Raw genomic sequence first — 18,507 nt, 5'->3', positions numbered from 1 at the left:
GTGGCGGACATCTCACGGACGATCGACGCGGTCTGGAAGCTCGAATCGGCCAGGATCATCGCCACGCTGACGCGTCTGGTGCACGACGTGGGCCTGGCCGAGGAACTGGCCCAGGACGCGCTCGTCGCCGCGCTCGAACAGTGGCCGGACGCCGGGGTTCCGGACAACCCCGGCGCCTGGCTCACCACCACGGCCAAGCGCCGGGCGGTGGACCACATCCGGCGCTCCCGGATGCTGGCCGGCAAGCAGGAGCAGCTCGCCCACGAGCTGGAGGAGCGGGAGGAGCGGGAGGGACGGGAGGGGCCTCGGGAGGGGCAGGACCCCGAACAGGACGACGTCCTGCGGCTGATGTTCCTCTCCTGCCACCCGGTGCTGGCGGCCGAAGCCCGTGCGGCGCTCACGCTGCGGCTGCTGGGCGGGCTGACGGCCGAGGAGATCGCACGGGCCTTCCTCGTCACGGCGGCCGTCGTCACCCGGCGCATCGCCGCGGCCAAGCGCACGCTGGCCGAGCACCGCGTGCCCTTCGACCTGCCCGGGGAGTCGGACCTGCCCGAGCGGCTGTCCTCGGTGCTGGAGGTCATCTACCTGATCTTCAACGAGGGTTACTCGGCCACCTCGGGCGGCGATCTGATGCGCCCCGGGCTCTGCCTCGAAGCGCTCCGGCTGGGCCGGCTGCTGGCCGAACTGGCCCCCCGGGAGGCCGAGGTGCACGCCCTGGTCGCGCTGATGGAGATCCAGGCCTCCCGTTGCGCGGCCCGCACCGGGCCCTCGGGCGAGCCCGTCCCCCTGCACGAGCAGAACCGGGGCCGCTGGGACCAGTTGCTCGTGCGCCGCGGGTTCACCGCGATGCTGCGGGCGCGGGAGGCCGGCGGGGCCCCGGGCCCGTACATGCTGCAGGCGGCGATCGCCGTGTGCCATGCGCAGGCACGCACCGCCGCGGAGACCGACTGGGCGCAGATCGCGACCCTGTACGGGGCGCTGGCCCGGCTCCTGCCGACGGCGGTGGTCCAGCTCAACCGGGCGGTGGCGCTCGGCATGGCGTACGGGCCGCGGGCCGGCCTCGATCTGGTGGACTCCCTGGTCGCCGATCCCGTGCTCCGCGACTACCACCTCCTGCCCAGCGTCCGCGGCGACCTGCTGCTGCGCCTGGACCGCGGCCCGGAGGCGCGGCGGGAGTTCCTCCGGGCGGCGGCCCTCGCCAGGAACGCCGCCGAGCGCGCCTTCCTGCTCCGGCGTGCGGAAGGGGTCCCCGTTGCCGGCGGCCCGGCCGGGCCGCCGCCGGGTCGGAGCCTCGGCCGGGCCGCGGATGGCTTCCTGGGCCGGGCGGATCTGGACGCGGCGACGGTCCGCTCGTACGGGCAGACCCTGCGGCGCCTGCGCCTGGACCTCGGCGACGCCGCGCCGCTGTCCGGGCTGACGGCCGAGGAGGTGGCGCGGGTGTGCACGGCCGCCTGGGGCTCCGCGGCGGCCAGGACCTGGAACCGGCACCGCTCGGCCGTACGCTCCTTCGGCGCGTGGGCCGGTCTGGACGGGCTCGCGGCCGGCCTGGAGCGACGCGCCGAGACCCGCCCGCGGGCGTCCGCCGTGGACCCCGCGCAGTGGGACGCGCTGTGGAACGACCCCGGCATCCCGCTGCGGGAGAGGACGTTGTGGCGGCTCCTGCACGAATCGGGCGCGGGGGTGAAGACCGTCCTGTCCCTGAACGTGGAGGACCTGGACCTGGAGGACCGCCGGGCCCGCGCGGGCGGCACCTGGGTGGGCTGGCGCTCCGGGACGGCCCGCCTCCTGCCCCTGCTGCTGGCCGGCCGTACCCGGGGCCCGGTGTTCCTCTCCGACCGCCGCCCCGGCCCGGCCCGCACCCCCGCCCCGGCCGACCTCTGCCCGGACACGGGCCGGCGCCGGCTGTCCTACGAGCGGGCCGAGCACCTCTTCAAGGAGGCCACCAAACCGCTGGACCCGGCCCACGAGGGCTACACCCTGCGCCGCCTGAAGCCCGGTCCGCCGAACACCCCCTAGCCGAAGCGTCCCTGGACGTAGTCCGAGGTGCGCGGGTCGGACGGGGTGGAGAACATCGCCGCCGTGGGGCCGTGCTCCACGATCCGGCCGGGGGTGCCCTGTTCCGCGAGGAAGAAGGCGCACTGGTCGGAGACCCGGGCCGCCTGCTGCATGTTGTGGGTCACGATCACGATGGTGACCTCGTCGGCCAGTTCGCGGACGGTCTCCTCGATGCGGCGCGTGGAGGTGGGGTCCAGGGCCGAGCAGGGTTCGTCCATCAGCAGGATCCGCGGCCGGACCGCGAGGGAGCGGGCGATGCACAGGCGCTGCTGCTGGCCGCCGGAGAGCGCGCCGCCCGGCTGGCGGAGCCGGTCCTGGACCTCCTTCCACAGCCCGGCCTTGGTCAGGCACTCCTCCACCAGCTCGTCCTTCTCGGCCGAAGTGGCGCGGGTGCCCGTCAGTTTGAGGCCGGCGGTGACGTTGTCGTAGACCGACATCGCGGGGAAGGGGTTCGGCTTCTGGAAGACCATGCCGATCCGGCGGCGGGCGTCGGTGAGGCGGCGGCCGCGGGCGTAGACGTCCTCGCCGTCGAGCAGGACCTCGCCGGCCAGTTCGGCGCCGGGGATCAGCTCGTGCATCCGGTTCAGGATCCGCAGGAAGGTGGACTTGCCGCAGCCCGAGGGGCCGATCAGGGCCGTGACCTGGCCGCCGGGCATCGTCAGGGAGACCCGGCCCAGGACCTTGCGGCCCCCGAACCACGCCGAGATGTCCCGGGCGTCGAGGGTGGACGCGCCCGTTGCGGGGAGCGCGGGGAGGGTGATCGTCTGGGTGGTCATCACGGCCTCGTTCACAGGAGGTTGGGCAGGAGGAGGGCGGCCTGGTCGGCGACGGCCAGGCCGAGGGCGGCCAGCACGGGGAAGCCGACCAGCCAGGTGTGCGCGCGGCCCCAGCGGATCCGTGCCCAGGCCAGGGCCGCCGCGGCCAGCAGCAGCGCCTGGGCCCACAGGACCAGCGGGAACCAGGCCGAGGTCTGGCTGCCGAGGGGGGCCTCGTCGGCGGCCAGCCGGCCCGGGGTGCGGCCGCCGGACTGCTGGACGGGCGTGGTCAGTTCCGCGTCGACGTGCACCACCCCGTCCGGCATGTACGGGGTCCCGTCCGCGGTCATCAGGGTGAGCAGGGCCGCGCCTGCGGCCGGGCGGGCCGGCCGCGGGTCGCCGGCGCGCCGGACGCCCAGCACCTTGTACGTGTGCTCGCCCTGGCCGGTGACGACCCGGAAGGTCTCCCCGCGCTCGAGGTCCGCGATGTGGGCGAAGGGGCCGCCGTAGCCCGCCTGGCGGCCCATGAGGATGCTCGTGCCGGGCTGGCCGGGCAGGACCGTGTCCCGCCGGTGACCGGGCCCGGAGGCCAGCACCTCGGAGGTGGTCGCCTCGCGGACCACCTCGCGCAGCCCGATCTGCGGGATCTCCAGCAGGGCGACGGGGGTGCCGGGCTCGGTCGGCCCCAGCGGCGCGGTGGCGTTGGCGAGCCCTTCCCGCAGCTGCGCGTACCCCACCCGGCGGTCCCGCTCGTGGCGCAGGTGTCCGAGCGGGCCCACTTCCGCGACGAAGCCGAGGAGCAGGGCGCCCAGGATGGCCAGGGCCGCGCCGGTGGCCCACAGGCCGGGTGGGCCCGTACGCCCCGCCGGGGCCCCGGAGGGTCCGGCGGGGTCGGGGCGCACGTCCACCGGTGGGGTGGCAGTGGCTGTCATCGTGTCTTCTCCGAACGCGGGTGCGGGTGCGGTGCGAATGCGGGTGCAAGTGCGGGTGCGGTGCGGGGTACGCCCGCGGCCGTCAGTTGCCCGCGAAGGTCAGCAGGCCGCGGCGGCGGGCCCACCAGACGAGTCCGCCGCCGGTGAGGACGAGGGCCCCGGAGAGCAGGCCGATCGTGGTGGCGTCGGCCCCGGTGTTGGCCAGGCCGCCGCCGGGGCCGCCGGAGCCGCCCGCGGCTCCGCCCGTGACGTTGGTGGAGACGCCCACGCTGCCGCCGTTCGTGCCGGTCCCCGTGGAGCCGGTCGGGGACGGGGAGGCGGTGTCGCCCGGGGTGGGGGCGGGGGACGCCGAGTCCGAAGGGGTCGGGGTCGGGCCGTCGGTCGGGGTCGGCGTGGGCGTGGGCGACGCGGACGGGGTGGGGGTCGGCGTGGCCGGGGCGGTCGGGCTGGGTGTCGGCGTGGGGGTGGGCGTCGGGTTCCCCGTCCCCGGGTCGGTCGTCCGGTAGTCGGTGCCGGAGGTGAACCACAGGGAGGCCGCGAAGGTCCCGTAGATCTCCGTGCCGAAGGCCTTGCGGCACACGACGGTCAGGTCGTAGCGGCCTTCGAGGGTGGTGAAGCCGGCCTGGCTCGCGTAGTCCCGCATGGTCATCGTCAGCGGGACGGTGATGCCGCCCGACTCGGCCGGCGCGTACGTGCTGATGGGCGAGTTGCCGACCACGTTGAGGCCCTCGGCGGGGAAGCCCTTGCCCGCCACCGTGACCAGGATGTTCGTGGAGGGCTCCGGGCAGGCCGCCGAGGTGGTCACGTCGACGCTGCTGTCGTCCTTGCCGGTGGCGGGGTTGATCCTCGCCGAGCCGGCCGGGGCGGCGTGGGCCGCCGTCGGGACGGTCAGGGCCAGGCCCACGAGGGCGGCGGCCGCGGTGGCGGCACCTGCCGCGGATCGCCGGCTGAGGCGGATGAACTGCACGATGGGCTCCTTCTTGGCGTTCTGGCGTTCGTCGGTGTCGGAGGTGGCGCGGCGGCGGGCCGACGCGGCGGCCGCGGCGGCGGCGCGGGCCAGGCGCCTGCGGCGCCACACCCACAGCCCGCCCCCGGTGATCACGAGGACCAGCGCGAGCAGCGCCCACGGGACCGTCCACAGCGACACCGACCGGGTCAGGGACGGGAGTTTGGGGTCCACGCCGTCGCGGGCGGCGACCGGCTGGACGGAGACCACGGCGGAGGACCGCAGCACCTGGGCCACTCCGTCGGCCTTCGCGGTGATCGTCAGGGCGGTGCCGGGCAGCAGGTCGCCGAGGTCCTTCGCACCGGCCGCGGTGACGGAGGTGCCGAACAGGCCGTTGACGCGGACGGCCTGCCGGGCGCCGAGCCGTACGTTGCCGGTGTTGCGCAGGGTGTACGTGACGGTGGCCGAGCCCTCGGCGAAGGGGTTCGCGGACCCCTCGTACGAGGCGGCGACCTGCTGGACCTCCAGGCGCGGGGTCAGCGTCCCGGCGGCGCGGACGTACACACGGGCGCCGACCCGCTGGTCGAGCCTGACCTTGTTGCCCTGGCCGTCCTGGGCTCCGGCGGCGAGCGAGGCGACGATGCCGCCGGTGTGGTCCCCGGGGGGCACGTCGCGGGGGACGGTGACGGTGAAGGGGACGACGACGTTGCCCTTGGGCGGGACGGTCACCTTGTCCTTGTCCAGCTTGATCCAGCTGCCCGCGTCCTTCGGGGCCCGGCCGGCCGGGAGCAGGTCGAAGCCGCCGTCGAGGGTGTTGACCGCGTCGCTGGCGTAGACGGCGAGGGTGAGCGGCTCCTCGCCGTAGTTCCAGATGGCGATCCGGTCGCTGGTCGTGGCTCCGCCGGTGACCCCGTAGGAGAAGTGCGGCCGGGCGTCGGGCCCCTTCGGTCCGGCGGGCTGCACGCCGAAGGTGGACTTGCGGTCCTCCGCGGGCGCGGCCGGGGCGGAGGCCGCGGCCGTCGTCGTGGTCACGGCCCGCGCGGGTGCCGCGGCCCGCGCGGGCGCCACGTCCACCAGCGCGAGGAGCCCGGCCAGCGCGAGCAGGGTGAACAGCAGGGACCGCAGCGGGGCGGCCGCGGCCGACGGGCCGGGGCGGCGGCCGCACCGGGCGGCGGGGGCGGTGGGGTTCATGGCTCGGGCGTCCGATCCGGAGAAGGGGTGCGGTGGGTCCAGGCGTCAGGGGCGGGCCGGAGCGGACCGCGGGGAAGCGGCGGCCGCTCCGGCCCGGGGCTCATGCCTGGATCAGATGGCGGTGAGCGTGAGGGTGGCGGAGTACGTGCCGGCCACCGTGGAGGTCGGGACGTTCAGCGCCAGGTCGGCGGTGACGTGCGCGGTGCCGAGGCCGGTGCCGTTGGCGAGGGTGCGGGCGGTCTTGAGGCCCGCGGTGCCCGCGTCGCCGGCGGCCGCTCCGTGCGCGGCGGGAACGGCGGAACCGGCCGTCACCGTCTGCGCGGGCGCCTTGTCGACGAGCTTCGGGGTCCAGCCCAGGTTCTGGCCGTTGACGGCGTGGGTGGCTCCGTCGGAGAAGTCGGTGACCTGGCCGCTGACGGTCCAGCCGGGGTTGCCGGCGCGGGTGTCGGTGAGGGTGACCGGGTTGATGGAACCGGCGGTGGTCAGCAGGTCCCCGTCGGCGTTGAGCACCGGCGAGGGCAGGGTGACCTGCGGGTTGGCGACGCTGATGGCCAGCGCGCCCGAGGCGACGGTGGTGGTGATCGTCTCGGAGGCGGAGACACCGGCGAAGGCGCCGACCACGTACGGGATCGCGCCCGAGTCGGAGCCGGTGAAGGCGCCCGCGTTGGCCGGGACGAAGACGGCGGTGAAGGAGTGGTTGCCCACCGGGAGGCTGCTGGTGTTCAGGACCGCGGTGCCGTTGGCCACCGGGACGGTGCCCAGGGTGACGGTGGCGCCGCCGACGGTGTCGGTGAACTTCACCGCTCCCGCCGCGCCCGCGGGGGTGACCGTACCGGTCAGGGTCACCGGGCTGTACTGCGGCGCGGTGCCGGCCGGGGAGACGGCCAGTGCGGTGGTGGTGGTCGTGGCCGCGACGGGCGTGACCACGTAGGAGACGGCCGAGGAGGCCGAGCCGTTGTACGAGGCGCTCGCCGGCGTGAAGACGGCCGTCAGGCTGTGCGTACCGGCGGTCAGGTTGGACGTGGTGAGCGCCGCGGTGCCGTTGTTCACGGTGACCGGGGTGCCCAGGTCGGCCGAGCCGTCCTTGAACTGGACGGTGCCGCCGGCGCCGGCCGGGGTGACGCCCGCGGTGAGGGTGACCGGGGTGCCCGCCTGCGCGGGGCCGGCCGGGGAGAGCGCGAGGGAGGTGACGGTGTCGGTCTTCACCGCCGGGTCGGTGTTCTGGTAGGTGGTGTTCGAGGTGAACCAGATCGCGCCGGTGTAGTCACCGAGGCTGGTGCCGTTGAAGGCGGTCCGGCAGATCACCGTGAAGTCGTACTTCCCCTGGAGGGTGGTGAAGCCCGCCTGGCTGGCGTAGTCCCGCATGGTGGAGGTGAGCGGGATGACCATGCCGCCGTTGGCGGCGGTCGGGTAGGTCGCGATGGGCGAGTTGCCGACCACGTTGAGGCCCTCGGCCGGGAAGCCGGAACCGGCCACCGTCACCAGCACGTTGGTGGCGTTCGCCGGGCAGGCGGCCGAGGTGGTGAACGCGATGCCGGACGTGTCCGCACCGGTCGCCGGGTTGATCTCGATGGTGCCGATCGGGGCGGCGTACGCGGCGCTCGCCCCGGCCAGACCCGCCGCGAAGGCGGTGGTCACGGCGGCGACCCCCAGGGCCATGGTCCGCAAAACTCTGTTCTTCAGCACAACGTCTCCAGAATGTGAAGCTCGGGCGGCGATCAGGGTCAGGGGGTCTGCTTGGTGGTGTCGCCGCAGTTCGGGCTGGCGGCGAAGCCGTACGTGTTGATCAACGAGGTCTGCTTGCAGATCTCGGAGTTGGCGCCGACGAAGACGGTGCTCCACGGGGCCACGGCGACCTTGTTGGTCGGGATCACGTTGTAGACGTCGCGCTTCACGCCGAACCCGCTGTTCAGGACCGTGGGCGCCGTGCCGTCGACCGTGCCGAGGATGGCCCGGCCGCGCAGGTCCGCGATGGTCTGCGAGGACTGCGACTGGTACTGGGCGATGGAGAACGGCACGATCGACTTGTCGTCGAGGAGGCGGCCGTCGTGCTCCTGGACCGGGGTGGTGCCCTTCTTGTCCTTGATGCAGGGGTAAATGCCGGCGACGACGTCGGCGTCCGTGATCCCCATCTGGGACTCCCAGAAGCTGCGGGTGCCCGAGCCGGCCTGCGGCAGGTAGACCGTCATCGCGTAGTTCGGGCCCGAACCCACGTAGTTCGGGTCGCAGTGGTAGATCGCCTTCAGGTCGGTCAGCGACAGCTTGCGCGGGATCGCCGAACCGGGGGTGATGGCGTAGCTGACGCCGTCGACCGCGAAGGGCACGTAGGTCAGGCCCGGGGCCGCCGCCGCCAGGTTCAGCGAGGAGGAGCGGGCGAAGTCCAGACAGCCGTTGCCCGCCTGGAGCGAGGTGAGCAGCGCGGAGCGGCCGGCGCCCGAGCCGTTCGGGCGGGCCATGGTGCAGTTCGCGTTGACCGCCGGGTCCTTGGTGGTGATGTTCGCGGAGCCGGTGGAGTCGTAGGAGCCGATGACCTTCTGGCCGCCGACGGTGATGGCCGCGGCCATGCCGTTCATGACGTCCTGGGTCGTGTCCGAGCCGACGCCGGAGAGCTGGCGGTACGTCGGCGCGCCCGACGGGTCGGCGGCGGCGAGGCCGGCTCCGGCGATCGTCGCCGCGAGGGCGAAGGCCGAGACGCCGAAGGCGATTTTCTTCTTGTTCACTTGGGATGACCCCTCAGCTAGGCTGCGCCCCGGGTGGTGCCCGGCGCGCGTGGGATGAAGTTCCGTTGGCGCGGATTGGTCAGACGTTCGTCGCCGGGCATCACCTCCTCTCGTCGTGGGAGCCGCGGCTGTGCGTCCTACGGAGCCGCAGTTGTGCGTCCTACGGAGCCGCGGCGCGGCATTCAGTCCTGGTCCGGCGGGCTCCAGTCCCGCGGGCCGGGTTTCTTGTGGGTCGCCCAGTCGGCCGGCAGTCCCCCGGCCCCGCCGGACGGGACGGCCGCGCCGCCCGCCGCGCCGCGCAGCGACCGGAGCCACGCCAGGGCCCCGGGCAGATGGCGCGGGAGCAGCGGACCCGCGAAGGCCGCGAGCGCTCCGACCACGAGGCAGATCAGCAGGACGTTGCGGATGGCTCCGACGGCCCAGTCCGGTGTGGTCCCGGCCGCCTGCGCGGCCGCGGCGCCCGTGGTGCCGGTGGCGCCCGTGGTCCCCGCGCCGCCCGTGGTGGTCACGGCGGCGCTGGGTGACGCCGGAGCGGGCCCGGGCGCGCCGCCCGCGGCGGAGCCGGCGCCCGCCGCCGAGGCCCCGGAGCCGGAGGTCCCCGTACCGGCCGAACCGGAGCCGGAGGATCCCGCGCCGCCCGTACCGGACGGCGTACCGCCGGCGGCGCCCGGGGCCGGGCTGCTCGGCGCCGAGGGCTGCGGCGACGGCGTCGGCTTCTTCCCCGCCTCGGCGCTCACCCGCTGCGCCGCCGCCCGGGTCTGGGCGCGCAGGGCCTGCGGCAGCGGGGCGTAGCCGTGCGGCAGGCTGCCCGCGGCGACGCCCGGGGTCTGCCCCTGGTCCGCCGCGTAGGCCAGCATGGCGCCGTAGTCCTTGCCCTCCGCCTGCGTGAGGTCGGCGGGCACGGTGGCGGCGTAGGTGAGGACGGTCAGCGGGTACGCCGCCGGGTCCGCGGCCGCCGGGTCGGGTGAACTGACCCCGTCTGCACCCGGCTTGCGGGCGTTCGCGGCGGCGATCAGCGCGGCGGGCTCGGGCGCGACGAACGCGCCGCCCGCGTTGAGGAGTTCGGCGCGCACCAGGCCGTACCGGTCGGCGGTGGCGGTGTCGGTGACGGCGAGCACCGCGCGCGAGCCGGCCAGTTGCGGCGGGTCCTTCTTGTAGGTGGGCGGGGTGGCCGTGGCGTCCCAGGAGGTGCGGGCCAGGGTGTCCCCCCGGCTCGCGGCGCGCGCGGCGGCGTGCATGTCGGTGGCGTAGGGGTGCTTGTCCTGGATGCAGAGCGGGTTGTTGGGGTGCTCCTCCGGGAAGGGCTGGCAGTACGGGTCGCTCTTGGGGAAGGTGTCCACCGGCAGGGAGATCCCCCGGTAGTTGGGGTTCACGGCCATGCCCGCGTACGAGGCGTCCCCGTGCGCGCCGGTGTTGTCGGGCGTGCCGTCGAGGAACTCCCGGGCGGCCGGGTCCCGGGACACCCACTCCCACAGCTGCCGGGTGGTGTCGGCGAGCGGCTGCGGGACGAGGGCGTCGCCGAGCTTGCCCCCGAAGTCCAGTCCCGCGTAGTCGGGGTTGTGGTGCATGAACTCCGGGTCGTGGCCGAGGTTCACCGGGTTCTTCGCGGTGCTCTCGGCGAAGCGCGAGTTGCCGTCCTGGTAGGACTCGGTCAGCAGTTTCGCCACCAGTCTGGGGGTGAGCCGCAGGCTGCCGAGCCGGATTCCGTTGCGGGCCCTGACCTCGTCGGGTGCGCCGAATCCGGCCTGGCTCTCGATGAAGAAGCCGATGGTGATGCCGGAGAGGGCGACGGGAGCGTAGACGGGCTTGCGCACGGGGTCGGCCGGCGCGGGACGGCCGAGGAAGACCAGTCCGGGGGTGCCGGAGAGCAGTTTGACGCGGGCGGTCTCGTCGGGGACCTGGGCGTAGCCGTAGATGGCCTTGCCGCCGGTCTGGCAGAGGGCGGGCTGCCAGCGGGTGACGGCCTCGGCGGCCATCTCGCTGCCGAGGGTGCCGCGTTCCTCCGCGCCGATGGGGCAGTAGCTGCCGAGGGGTTCGAAGCCGAGCGGGACGACGAGGCGCTGCTTCCAGTTGGCCGGGCTGAGCGGGGAGGACTGGAGCTGGCCGCTGGACTGCGCGGTGTACGGGCTGCCGTCGACCTCCTTCTCTCCGCGCGGCACGATCACCAGCCAGCAGCCCCGTCCGGTGACGGGTCCCCCGGAACCGGTGACGGCGGTGCCGCAGCCGAGGCCGGGGGCTTCGATGGCGGTCTGGGTCTCGAACCAGACCTCGCCGGAGCCGCGGGCGTTGGTGCGGGCGTACGGGACCTCGTTGGTGCTGTTGACGTCGTAGAACTCGTTCCAGTTGCCCGGGCTGACCGGGTCCCCGCCGACCGTGCGGAAGGGGGCGTAGGAGATCCCGCTGGGGGTGGGCGGCGGCAGCGGCTCGTGCTCCGAGTCCTGGAGGTTGTCCCCGTAGTTGAGCTGGCGGGTGTTGGTGTAGGCGCCGGCCTGGTTGCCCGCGCCGGCGCCGAGGGCGGAGGAGCCGCCGAACTGGCACTGGTCGACCGTCGGGCCCGTGGACGCGTCGCCCCAGCACTGCATGATCTGCAGGTAGTTGGCGCTGTAGGCGGTGTCGGAGACCGTGGGCTTCCCGCCGGTCCAGGAGATCTTGACGACCTGGCCGACGAGGTTGCGGGTCTGGCCGACGGTCACCTTGAGGTCGGCGAAGTCGCCGGCCCCGGACACGGTGACCGCGGAGCCCGCGTCCACCCCGGCGGCGGCGTACGCGGCCTGCGGCCCGAGGCCGGCGGGCCCGGAGGTGGCGACCACGGGGAGCAGCACCAGGCAGAGCGAGCCGAAGAGCAGCCGGATCCGGCGCGTGCGCAGCGGCGCACGGAGCGGCTTGCGGAGCGGCCTACGGAGCGAGGGGCGGAGCGAGGTGCGGAACGGTGTGCGCATCAGGACCCGCCCCCCGTGCGGCCGCGCCGCGTCAGGCGCCGGGTGACCAGCGGAGGGGCGACGGTGACGGCCAGCAGGAGCAGGGCGCCGAGCACCATCAGGACGGTCTGCAGGGACCCGCCGATGCCGGTCGAGGTGGTGACGGGGATGCCGAACAGGTCGGCCGCGCCCGCCGCGAGGGGCTGTCCGGTCTGCGGGTCCACTCCCCCGCCGTCCGCGCCGCCGCCGGCCGGGCCGTCACCCGTACCACCGGTGGCGGCCGCGGCGCCGCTCCCGCCGACGGCTCCGCCCGTACCGCCCGTGGCCGCGCCCCCGGTGCCCCCCGTGGCTCCGCCGGAAGCGGCGCCGCCCGTACCGCCCGTGGCTCCGCCGGAGGCGGCCGCGCCGCCGGTGCCCGTGGCGCCGCCGGAGGCCGCCGCGCCGCCGCCACCGGAACTGCCGTTCTGCGTGGGGGTCTTGTTGCCCCCGGTGCCGGTCTCGCACTGGACGGGACCCTGCTTGTCGCAGGCGGCGGGCTTGGGGGCGGTCTCGGCCAGGATGTTCCTGCCGTCGGGCGAGAAGGTGGGGTTGCGGCAGTTCTTGATGTCGATGTTGGCCACGACCACGCCGGGGATGCGGCGCACCTGTTCCAGGCCCGCCTGGACGAGGTTGATGGGGAGCGGCGAGTAGCCGAGCCGGTCGACGGAGCGCTGTCCCTCGCAGAGGAAGTAGTAGGCGAAGGCGCCGAGGGCCTTGCCCTTCTGCGGGTTGAAGTTCGACTCCTGCGCCGTCGGGATGATCATGTAGCTGTAGCTGGAGAGCGGGTAGGTCCGTTCGTCGGCGCCGGTGTAGACGCCCTCCAGCTTCTGGGTGAGGTCGACGGGGTCGATCTGCGCGTTGCCGAGGGACACGGCGACGTTCTGGGCGGTGGGCTCGGTGTAGTAGCCCGACTTGTTGAGGACCTTGACGACCGGGAAGCCCGTCGTGGAGACCGCGTAGGAGTACTCCACGTACGTGATGGTGCCGATGTTGCCCTCTTGGGCCACGTAGCCGGAGACGCCGTTGGAGCCGGACTGGCCGACGAACCCGCGGCCCGCGATGGTGGGGAAGTTGGAGGTCTGCCCGCAGGGGGTGGAGCGGCCGGCCTTTGCGCAGTAGGAGTCCCACAGCGAACCGTGCTGCGTGCTCAGCCACTTGGTGAGCTGGGCCGTCGTGCCGGAGCCGTCGGAGCGGACGACGGGGACGATCCTGCGGGCGGGGAGGGCGGCGGCGAGGCCCGGATTGTCGGCCTTGATCGCCGGGTCGTTCCAGGTGGTGATCACGCCGGTGAAGATCTTGGCCACGTTCTCGCCGGAGAGGCGGAGGTTGGTGACCCGGCGGTTGCCGATCTTGAGGTTGTACATGAAGGCCGTACCGCCCGCGACGATCGGCATGTAGGCGAACTTCCGGGCGGGCGGCGGGTCGACGACCCCCGAGTCCTTGATCCCGTAGGGGATCTCGGAGACCGCGAAGTCGACGGTGCCGTTGCGGAACTGGTTGCGGCCGTCGGACGATCCCGTACCGCTGTAGTTGACCGTCATGCCGTACTGCTTGACGTTGGCCCGCCACTGGTCGAGGGCGTTCTGGCTCCAGGTGGAACCCGCTCCGGAGACCGGTACGTAGCTTTCGGCGGCGGCCGGCACCGCGCCGGGCAGCACGGCGGCCAGCGCCGCCAGGAGCAGTGCGAGTCCGCGGACGAGCAGGCGTCCGCGCCGGGCGGGTGCGCGGTCCCCCGAAGGGGCACGCACGGGGTATGCCGGGGGTCGTCCGGGCATGGGTAACTCTCCTGATCGGTCACGGATCGTACGAATGGACGCGGCGCGGTGCCGCGAGGAGCGGGCCGGCTACGCCCGGGGCGGAGGTACGGCCGGCCACCCCTGTGGCTCCGGCCCCCCGGCCTCCTCTTCGGCCGGGGCGAGGTCCCGCTCTTCGGCCCGGGCCCGCATGCGCTCCACGTCACGGGCGGAGGCGAGGACCCGGCGGTGCTGGGCCCCGCGGCTCAGCTGGCCCGGGGCCTTGCCGCCGATGACACGGGCGAGCACGAAGAGCAGCAGCACCAGCCCCATCAGCAGGGCGGCGCAGCCGAACCCGCGGGCGATCATGGACTTCTCCGGGGAGCCGACCAGGCTGAAGGTGGCGAGCGGCAGCGAGAGTTGCGGCCCCTCGAAGGGGTTGGCGTTGAGCCCGGTGGCGATGCCCGAGGTGAGCAGGACCGGGGAGGTCTCCCCGATGCCGCGGGCGGTGCCGAGGATGACGGCGGTGGTCAGTCCGGACCGGGACGTGGGCAGGACCACCGTCCACACGGTGCGCCACTGACCGGCCCCCAGGGCGTAGGAGGCCTCCTTCAGCGAGCCCGGAACCAGCCGGATCACCACGTCGGAGGCCCTGATGACGATCGGCAGCATCATCACGGACAGCGCGAGCGCGGCGGCGAAGCCGGACTTGTCGAAGTGGAGCAGCAGGATCCAGGTCGCGTAGACGAACAGGCCGGCCACGATGGAGGGCAGCGCGGTCATGGCTTCGACGATGGTGCGGACGAACCGCGCGTAGCGGCCCGGGACTTCGTTGAGGAACACCGCGCAGGCCAGCCCCAGCGGCACGGACACGGCCAGCGCGATGCCGATCTGCTCCAGGGTGCCGACGATCGCGTGCAGCGCCCCGCCCTGGGTCAGCGGCTCCAGCGGGCCGGTGGCGGCCATGTCCTCGGTGAAGAAGTTGAGGTGGGCCAGGGCGTCCCAGCCGCGCATCAGCACGTAGCCGACGACGAGGACCAGGGCCGTCATGAGCAGGGCGGCGATGCTGTGCACGAGGGCCTGCGCGAGGCGGGCCCGCACGGTGGCGGCGGGTTCGTCGAGGGACACCAGGACGGCGTAGAGGGCCATGAAGGCCAGGTAGAGGACGACGGCGAAGCCGAGGGGCGCGTTGAAGGGCAGGAGCCGGCCGAACAGTAGGGCGGTCACGGCGAGCGCGGCGACGGCCGCGCCCGCCATGGCCAGGACGTCGCGCAGGTGCAGCGTCGAGGTGGTGCGCCGGTGTTCGGGCGGGACCCCCGGGCCGTCGTGCACCACGGGAGGACGGACGGTGGCGGCGGAGGCTCCCGCGGCCCCGGGCGCGCCCGGGGCGCCGGCCGGACCCGGGCCGTGCGGGGTCTGCGGGGTGTGCGTGAGGGCGGTCATGCGTCGGCCCCCGCTCCGGAGCGGCTGCGGGCCACGACCGAGGAGGCGATGAAGTTGACCACCAGGGTCATCAGGAAGAGGGTCAGGCCGGCCGCCATCAGCGCGGATATCCCGAGGGGGCTGGCCGAGCCGTAGCGCAGGGCGATCAGGGCGGACACGGAGATGGCGCCGTTCTGGAGGATGTGCGGCTGGATCACGAAGACCGGGGAGATGATCAGGTAGACGGCGATGGTCTCGCCCAGCGCGCGGCCGAGCCCGAGCATGGTGCCGCCGATGATCCCGCCCCTGCCGAAGGGCAGGACGACGGAGCGGATGACGCCCCACGGGGTGGCGCCGAGCGCGAAGGCGCCCTCGCGCTCACCGGGCGGCGCCTGGGCGAAGGCCTCGCGCATCACCGAACAGGCGATCGGCGTCACCATCAGCGCGACCACCATGCCCGCGATGAAGGTGGACGAGGTGTAGTAGGTGTTCGGGCTGAGCGGGTCGCGCGGGTCGTCCCCGTCGACCGCGAAGGGCGGGAACCAGCCCAGGTACGTGGTCAGCCAGCGGGACAGCCCGACCACGTGCGGCTGGAACAGGAAGAGCCCCCACAGGCCGTAGACCACGCTGGGCACCGCGGCCATCAGGTCGACGAGGCTGATCAGGGTCTGCTTGATGCGGCGCGGCGCGTACTCGGTGATGTAGAGGGCGGTGCCCATCGCCAGCGGCAGTGCGAAGAAGATCGCGACTCCGCCGATCAGCAGAGTGCCGACCAGCACCGCCGCCACACCGAAGTTGTGGGAGTCGGGCTCCCAGGCGGAGGTCGTGAGGAAGGACCAGCCGGCGTCGCCCAGGGCCTTGAGCGCGCGGGCCCCGAGGAAGAGGCCGACCAGGGTCATGATCAGCAGGACGGCGGCGCCGGCGGTGCGGGCCGAGCCGCGGAAGATCCGGTCGGCCGGATCGCCGCTCCCGGCGAGGGCGCGCGGGGTGACGTGCTCGTCCCCGGGGGCGGCCGGGGGGATCACCGTGGTCGCGGTCACCGCAGGCCTCCCCCGCGCAGGGCCAGCCCCGGGGCGTCCCCGGCACCGGGCAGCCGCAGACCGCGCAGCCGCCGGGTGTGGGTGACGCCCGAGGCCACCTGCGCCTCGGCGGCGGCGGACAGGAACAGCTGGAGGCTGTGCCGGCATTCGCGCTGGCGGCGGAAGGTGCGGACGGCCACGGCCACGCACTGCTCGTCGAGGACGAGCTGCCAGGTCCAGGCACCGATGCCGGAGCCGGAGCCGCTGCCGGAACCGGACGCGGCACCGGAACCGATGCCGGAACCGAAGCCGGACAGCGTGCCCGACCCGGTCGCGGCACCCGCGCCGACTCCCGAGCCGGACAGTGCGCCGGAGCCGAACCCGGGCCCGGAGCCGAACCCGGACCCGGAGCCGGAGCCGGACCCGGACCCGGAGCCGGAGCCGGACCCGGACCCAGCCCCGGGGCCGCCCGGGACCGTGCCCCCCGTCCCGCGCGGCCCCGTACCCGCCGCCGCGCCCGTGGACATCGTCACGATCGGGACGGCCTCGCCGAGGCGCTCCCGGAGCCGGTCCACGGCCGCGCAGCAGGCCCCGAGGGCGCGGAACACGGAGGGACTGCGGCCGAGTTCGTGATTGTTGGAGCCGACCAGGCGCCAGGTCACGGCGTCGGGCCCGCCTCCCTGGCCGCCGTGGCCGCCGCCCGCGCACACTCCGTGCGGGCCCCCCGTCGTCGGCGCGGGCGCCTGACGTCTTTCCACGTCCACCCAGGACACGAACAGAAAACGTGGCCGAGACACCGGACCGCCCCCCTTCCCCACAAGCCGTGCGTGGCCGGAAAACGGCCACCCACCCATGGCCGCGGGCATGACAATCCACGGGGCGTAGGGCTCTGGGGCACACGGATCGGTGAAGCAGAAACGGAGAACACGTGAACGCGCGGCGGAGGCGCTTTTCGCGCGCGAGGGCCCGTTTGGCCCGCAGTGGCGGGGATCGGGCCACGACCGGGCCCCCGGTCATCTCCACAGGAACATCACGAAGGGACCGGGAGCGGGTGACGCCAGGCACCGCCCAGCCGGGCGCGGGACCCCCGCGCCGGACCCCCGGCCCCCTGCGGTCCACGCCGCCCGCGACCCCGTGCCGCCCACCGGATGGCCGAAACGGCATCCCGGTGACCGGTCGGCCCCGCGGCGGGCTCACCCGTGCATGCGGGCACCCTTGAGCACCTTGTCCACCGCGTTGCGCGCCCCGTACACGGCGATCCCGACCAGGTCGAGCCGCTCCCTGCCCACCGCCGCCACGGCCGCCCGGTTGGCCCGGTCGTGACCGGTACGGAACAGGTCCGAGGTGAACACCGCCGCCGCCATCCCGCGGCGCACCGCCCGCGCGTGGGCCGCCGTCACCGTCTCCTTCCCGCCCTCGAAGACCAGGACGGGCTGGCGGAGCATCGGCAGGTAGGGGGTCGCGTCGGCGTCCTCGTACGGCTCGCCGACCACCTCGGGGAACGCCGTACCCAGCCCGCTGACCAGGAACGCGGTGACGTTCAGCCGCTGCCAGGTCTCCAGGTCGTCGCGCAGCAGCACCGCGATCTTGGTGTCGAACCGCACGGGCCCGTCCGTACGCGTCTCGTCGCTCAGGCCCGGCTCGTCACTCGTGGTCATCTCGTCGCTCATGCCCTGAGACTGCCGAACGCCCCCGCGCACGGTCTTGTACGTTCTTTGCGTGCAGCCCCAGCAGGAGGTCTCGGCCTGGCGCCCGCGGGTCGCGGGTGTCGTCGAGGTGTTCCACGCCCGCTTCACCGCGCACGCCTACCCCATGCACGTCCACGACGCGTGGACCCTGCTGATCGTCGACGACGGCGCCGTCCGCTACGACCTGGACCGCCACCGCCGCGGCACCCCGGGCGACACCGTGAGCCTGCTGCCGCCGCAGATTCCGCACAACGGCTCCGCCGCGACCCCGGACGGGTTCCGCAAGCGCGTGGTCTACCTCGACACGAGCGTGCTGGACGAGCGGTTCATCGGCGCCGCCGTGGACGGTCCCGACCTCGCCGACCCCGTCCTGCGCCGCCGGGTCGGGCAGCTCCACCGGGTCCTGAGGGACCCCGGCGACACGTTCGAGGCGGAGAGCCGGCTCGCCCTGATCGGCGACCGGCTGCGCACGCTGCTCCGCCCCCGCCTCGAACTCCCGGACGCCCGGACCGCACGCCCCGGCCCGGGCCTCGCGCGGAGCCTGCGCGAGCTGCTCGACGAGCGGGCGGCCGGCGGCCTGTCCCTGGAGGAGGCGGCCGGCCTGCTCCAGGCCCACCCGGCCCACCTGGTGCGCGCGTTCAGCGGCGCCTTCGGCATCGCCCCGCACCAGTACCTCGTCTCGCGCCGGGTCGCCCTGGCCCGCCGGCTGCTCCTCGACGGCCGCCCGGCCGCCGAGGTGGCGGTCGCGGCCGGCTTCTACGACCAGCCGCACTTCACCCGGCACTTCAAGCGGGTCGTCGGCACCACCCCGGGGCGCTACGCCCGCTCCGCCGCGACCCGCTGACGGCAGCCCTCCGGGCGAGTAGGGTGACGATCCATCAGGTCATGTGACCCGGACCCTTGACTCTGTACCCGGCAGTAGCGATTCTCGACCCAATGCTTGCGCGGGACATGACAAACAGGTGCCAGGGCGGCCACGCCTCCGGTGGACCGTGTCCTCGACCGCGCCCTCCGCCGACCGAGGACGTGAGAGTGGCCATGACCCCAGATCCACGAAGGCAACGACCGCAGCCGCACCCCCGCCGCAGC

General features: G+C 74.3%; 13 protein-coding genes. 2 read left to right on the top strand and 11 right to left on the bottom strand.

Annotation, left to right across the window (positions count from 1 at the left end; genetic code table 11):
* Positions 1 to 2,016: a sigma-70 family RNA polymerase sigma factor gene (locus tag ACWCP2_RS00605; protein WP_450906380.1), complete on the top strand. Its 2,016-nt coding sequence runs from the start codon at positions 1 to 3 to the stop codon at positions 2,014 to 2,016.
* On the opposite strand, the gene ACWCP2_RS00600 is transcribed toward ACWCP2_RS00605, so the two are convergent.
* The 11 genes from ACWCP2_RS00600 to ACWCP2_RS00550 all read right to left on the bottom strand — a co-directional run bounded on the left by ACWCP2_RS00600 (position 2,013) and on the right by ACWCP2_RS00550 (position 17,388).
* Positions 2,013 to 2,831: a phosphate ABC transporter ATP-binding protein gene (locus ACWCP2_RS00600; RefSeq protein WP_450906379.1), complete on the bottom strand. Its 819-nt coding sequence runs from the start codon at positions 2,829 to 2,831 to the stop codon at positions 2,013 to 2,015. The genes ACWCP2_RS00605 and ACWCP2_RS00600 overlap by 4 nt on opposite strands.
* Positions 2,832 to 2,842: 11 nt before the next feature.
* Positions 2,843 to 3,742 (bottom strand): sortase, encoded by a 900-nt coding sequence (locus tag ACWCP2_RS00595; protein WP_450906378.1) that lies wholly within the window; start codon positions 3,740 to 3,742, stop codon positions 2,843 to 2,845.
* Positions 3,743 to 3,824: 82 nt separating this feature from the next.
* A complete protein-coding gene (locus ACWCP2_RS00590; RefSeq protein ID WP_450906377.1) occupies positions 3,825 to 5,879 on the bottom strand; it encodes a WxL protein peptidoglycan domain-containing protein in 2,055 nt (684 codons plus the stop codon).
* A gap of 111 nt (positions 5,880 to 5,990) precedes the next feature.
* On the bottom strand, positions 5,991 to 7,565 hold the full coding sequence (locus ACWCP2_RS00585) for an Ig-like domain repeat protein (protein WP_450906376.1): 1,575 nt from the start codon (positions 7,563 to 7,565) through the stop codon (positions 5,991 to 5,993).
* Positions 7,566 to 7,603: 38 nt separating this feature from the next.
* Positions 7,604 to 8,599 carry a hypothetical protein gene (locus ACWCP2_RS00580; protein WP_450906375.1) on the bottom strand — a complete coding sequence of 332 codons (996 nt, stop codon included), beginning with the start codon at positions 8,597 to 8,599 and terminating at the stop codon, positions 7,604 to 7,606.
* Between the two features lie 182 nt (positions 8,600 to 8,781).
* Entirely contained in the window at positions 8,782 to 11,538 is a 2,757-nt protein-coding gene (locus tag ACWCP2_RS00575; RefSeq protein WP_450906374.1) for a hypothetical protein, read from the bottom strand.
* Positions 11,538 to 13,331 (bottom strand): phosphate ABC transporter substrate-binding protein PstS, encoded by a 1,794-nt coding sequence (gene pstS / locus ACWCP2_RS00570; RefSeq protein ID WP_450906373.1) that lies wholly within the window; start codon positions 13,329 to 13,331, stop codon positions 11,538 to 11,540. The genes ACWCP2_RS00575 and pstS overlap by 1 nt, the downstream gene beginning before the upstream one ends.
* A 69-nt stretch (positions 13,332 to 13,400) precedes the next feature.
* The gene (pstA, locus tag ACWCP2_RS00565) at positions 13,401 to 14,732 is read right to left on the bottom strand and encodes a phosphate ABC transporter permease PstA (RefSeq protein ID WP_450906372.1); all 1,332 of its coding nucleotides are present in this window, start codon (positions 14,730 to 14,732) and stop codon (positions 13,401 to 13,403) included.
* On the bottom strand, positions 14,729 to 15,751 hold the full coding sequence (gene pstC, locus ACWCP2_RS00560; RefSeq protein ID WP_450906371.1) for a phosphate ABC transporter permease subunit PstC: 1,023 nt from the start codon (positions 15,749 to 15,751) through the stop codon (positions 14,729 to 14,731). The genes pstA and pstC overlap by 4 nt, the downstream gene beginning before the upstream one ends.
* Complete coding sequence (locus ACWCP2_RS00555) at positions 15,748 to 16,392, bottom strand: hypothetical protein (protein ID WP_450906370.1); 645 nt, start codon at positions 16,390 to 16,392, stop codon at positions 15,748 to 15,750. The genes pstC and ACWCP2_RS00555 overlap by 4 nt, the downstream gene beginning before the upstream one ends.
* Positions 16,393 to 16,923: 531 nt before the next feature.
* Positions 16,924 to 17,388 (bottom strand): DUF2000 family protein, encoded by a 465-nt coding sequence (locus tag ACWCP2_RS00550; protein ID WP_450906677.1) that lies wholly within the window; start codon positions 17,386 to 17,388, stop codon positions 16,924 to 16,926.
* Between the two features lie 61 nt (positions 17,389 to 17,449).
* Here ACWCP2_RS00550 and ACWCP2_RS00545 point away from each other — a divergent pair, with 61 nt between their 5' ends.
* A complete protein-coding gene (locus ACWCP2_RS00545; protein WP_450906369.1) occupies positions 17,450 to 18,262 on the top strand; it encodes a helix-turn-helix domain-containing protein in 813 nt (270 codons plus the stop codon).
* Positions 18,263 to 18,507: the final 245 nt, after the last annotated feature.

This window comes from Streptomyces sp. NPDC002104 (assembly GCF_053593795.1).
This window is presented reverse-complemented; position numbering and strand designations above follow the sequence as displayed.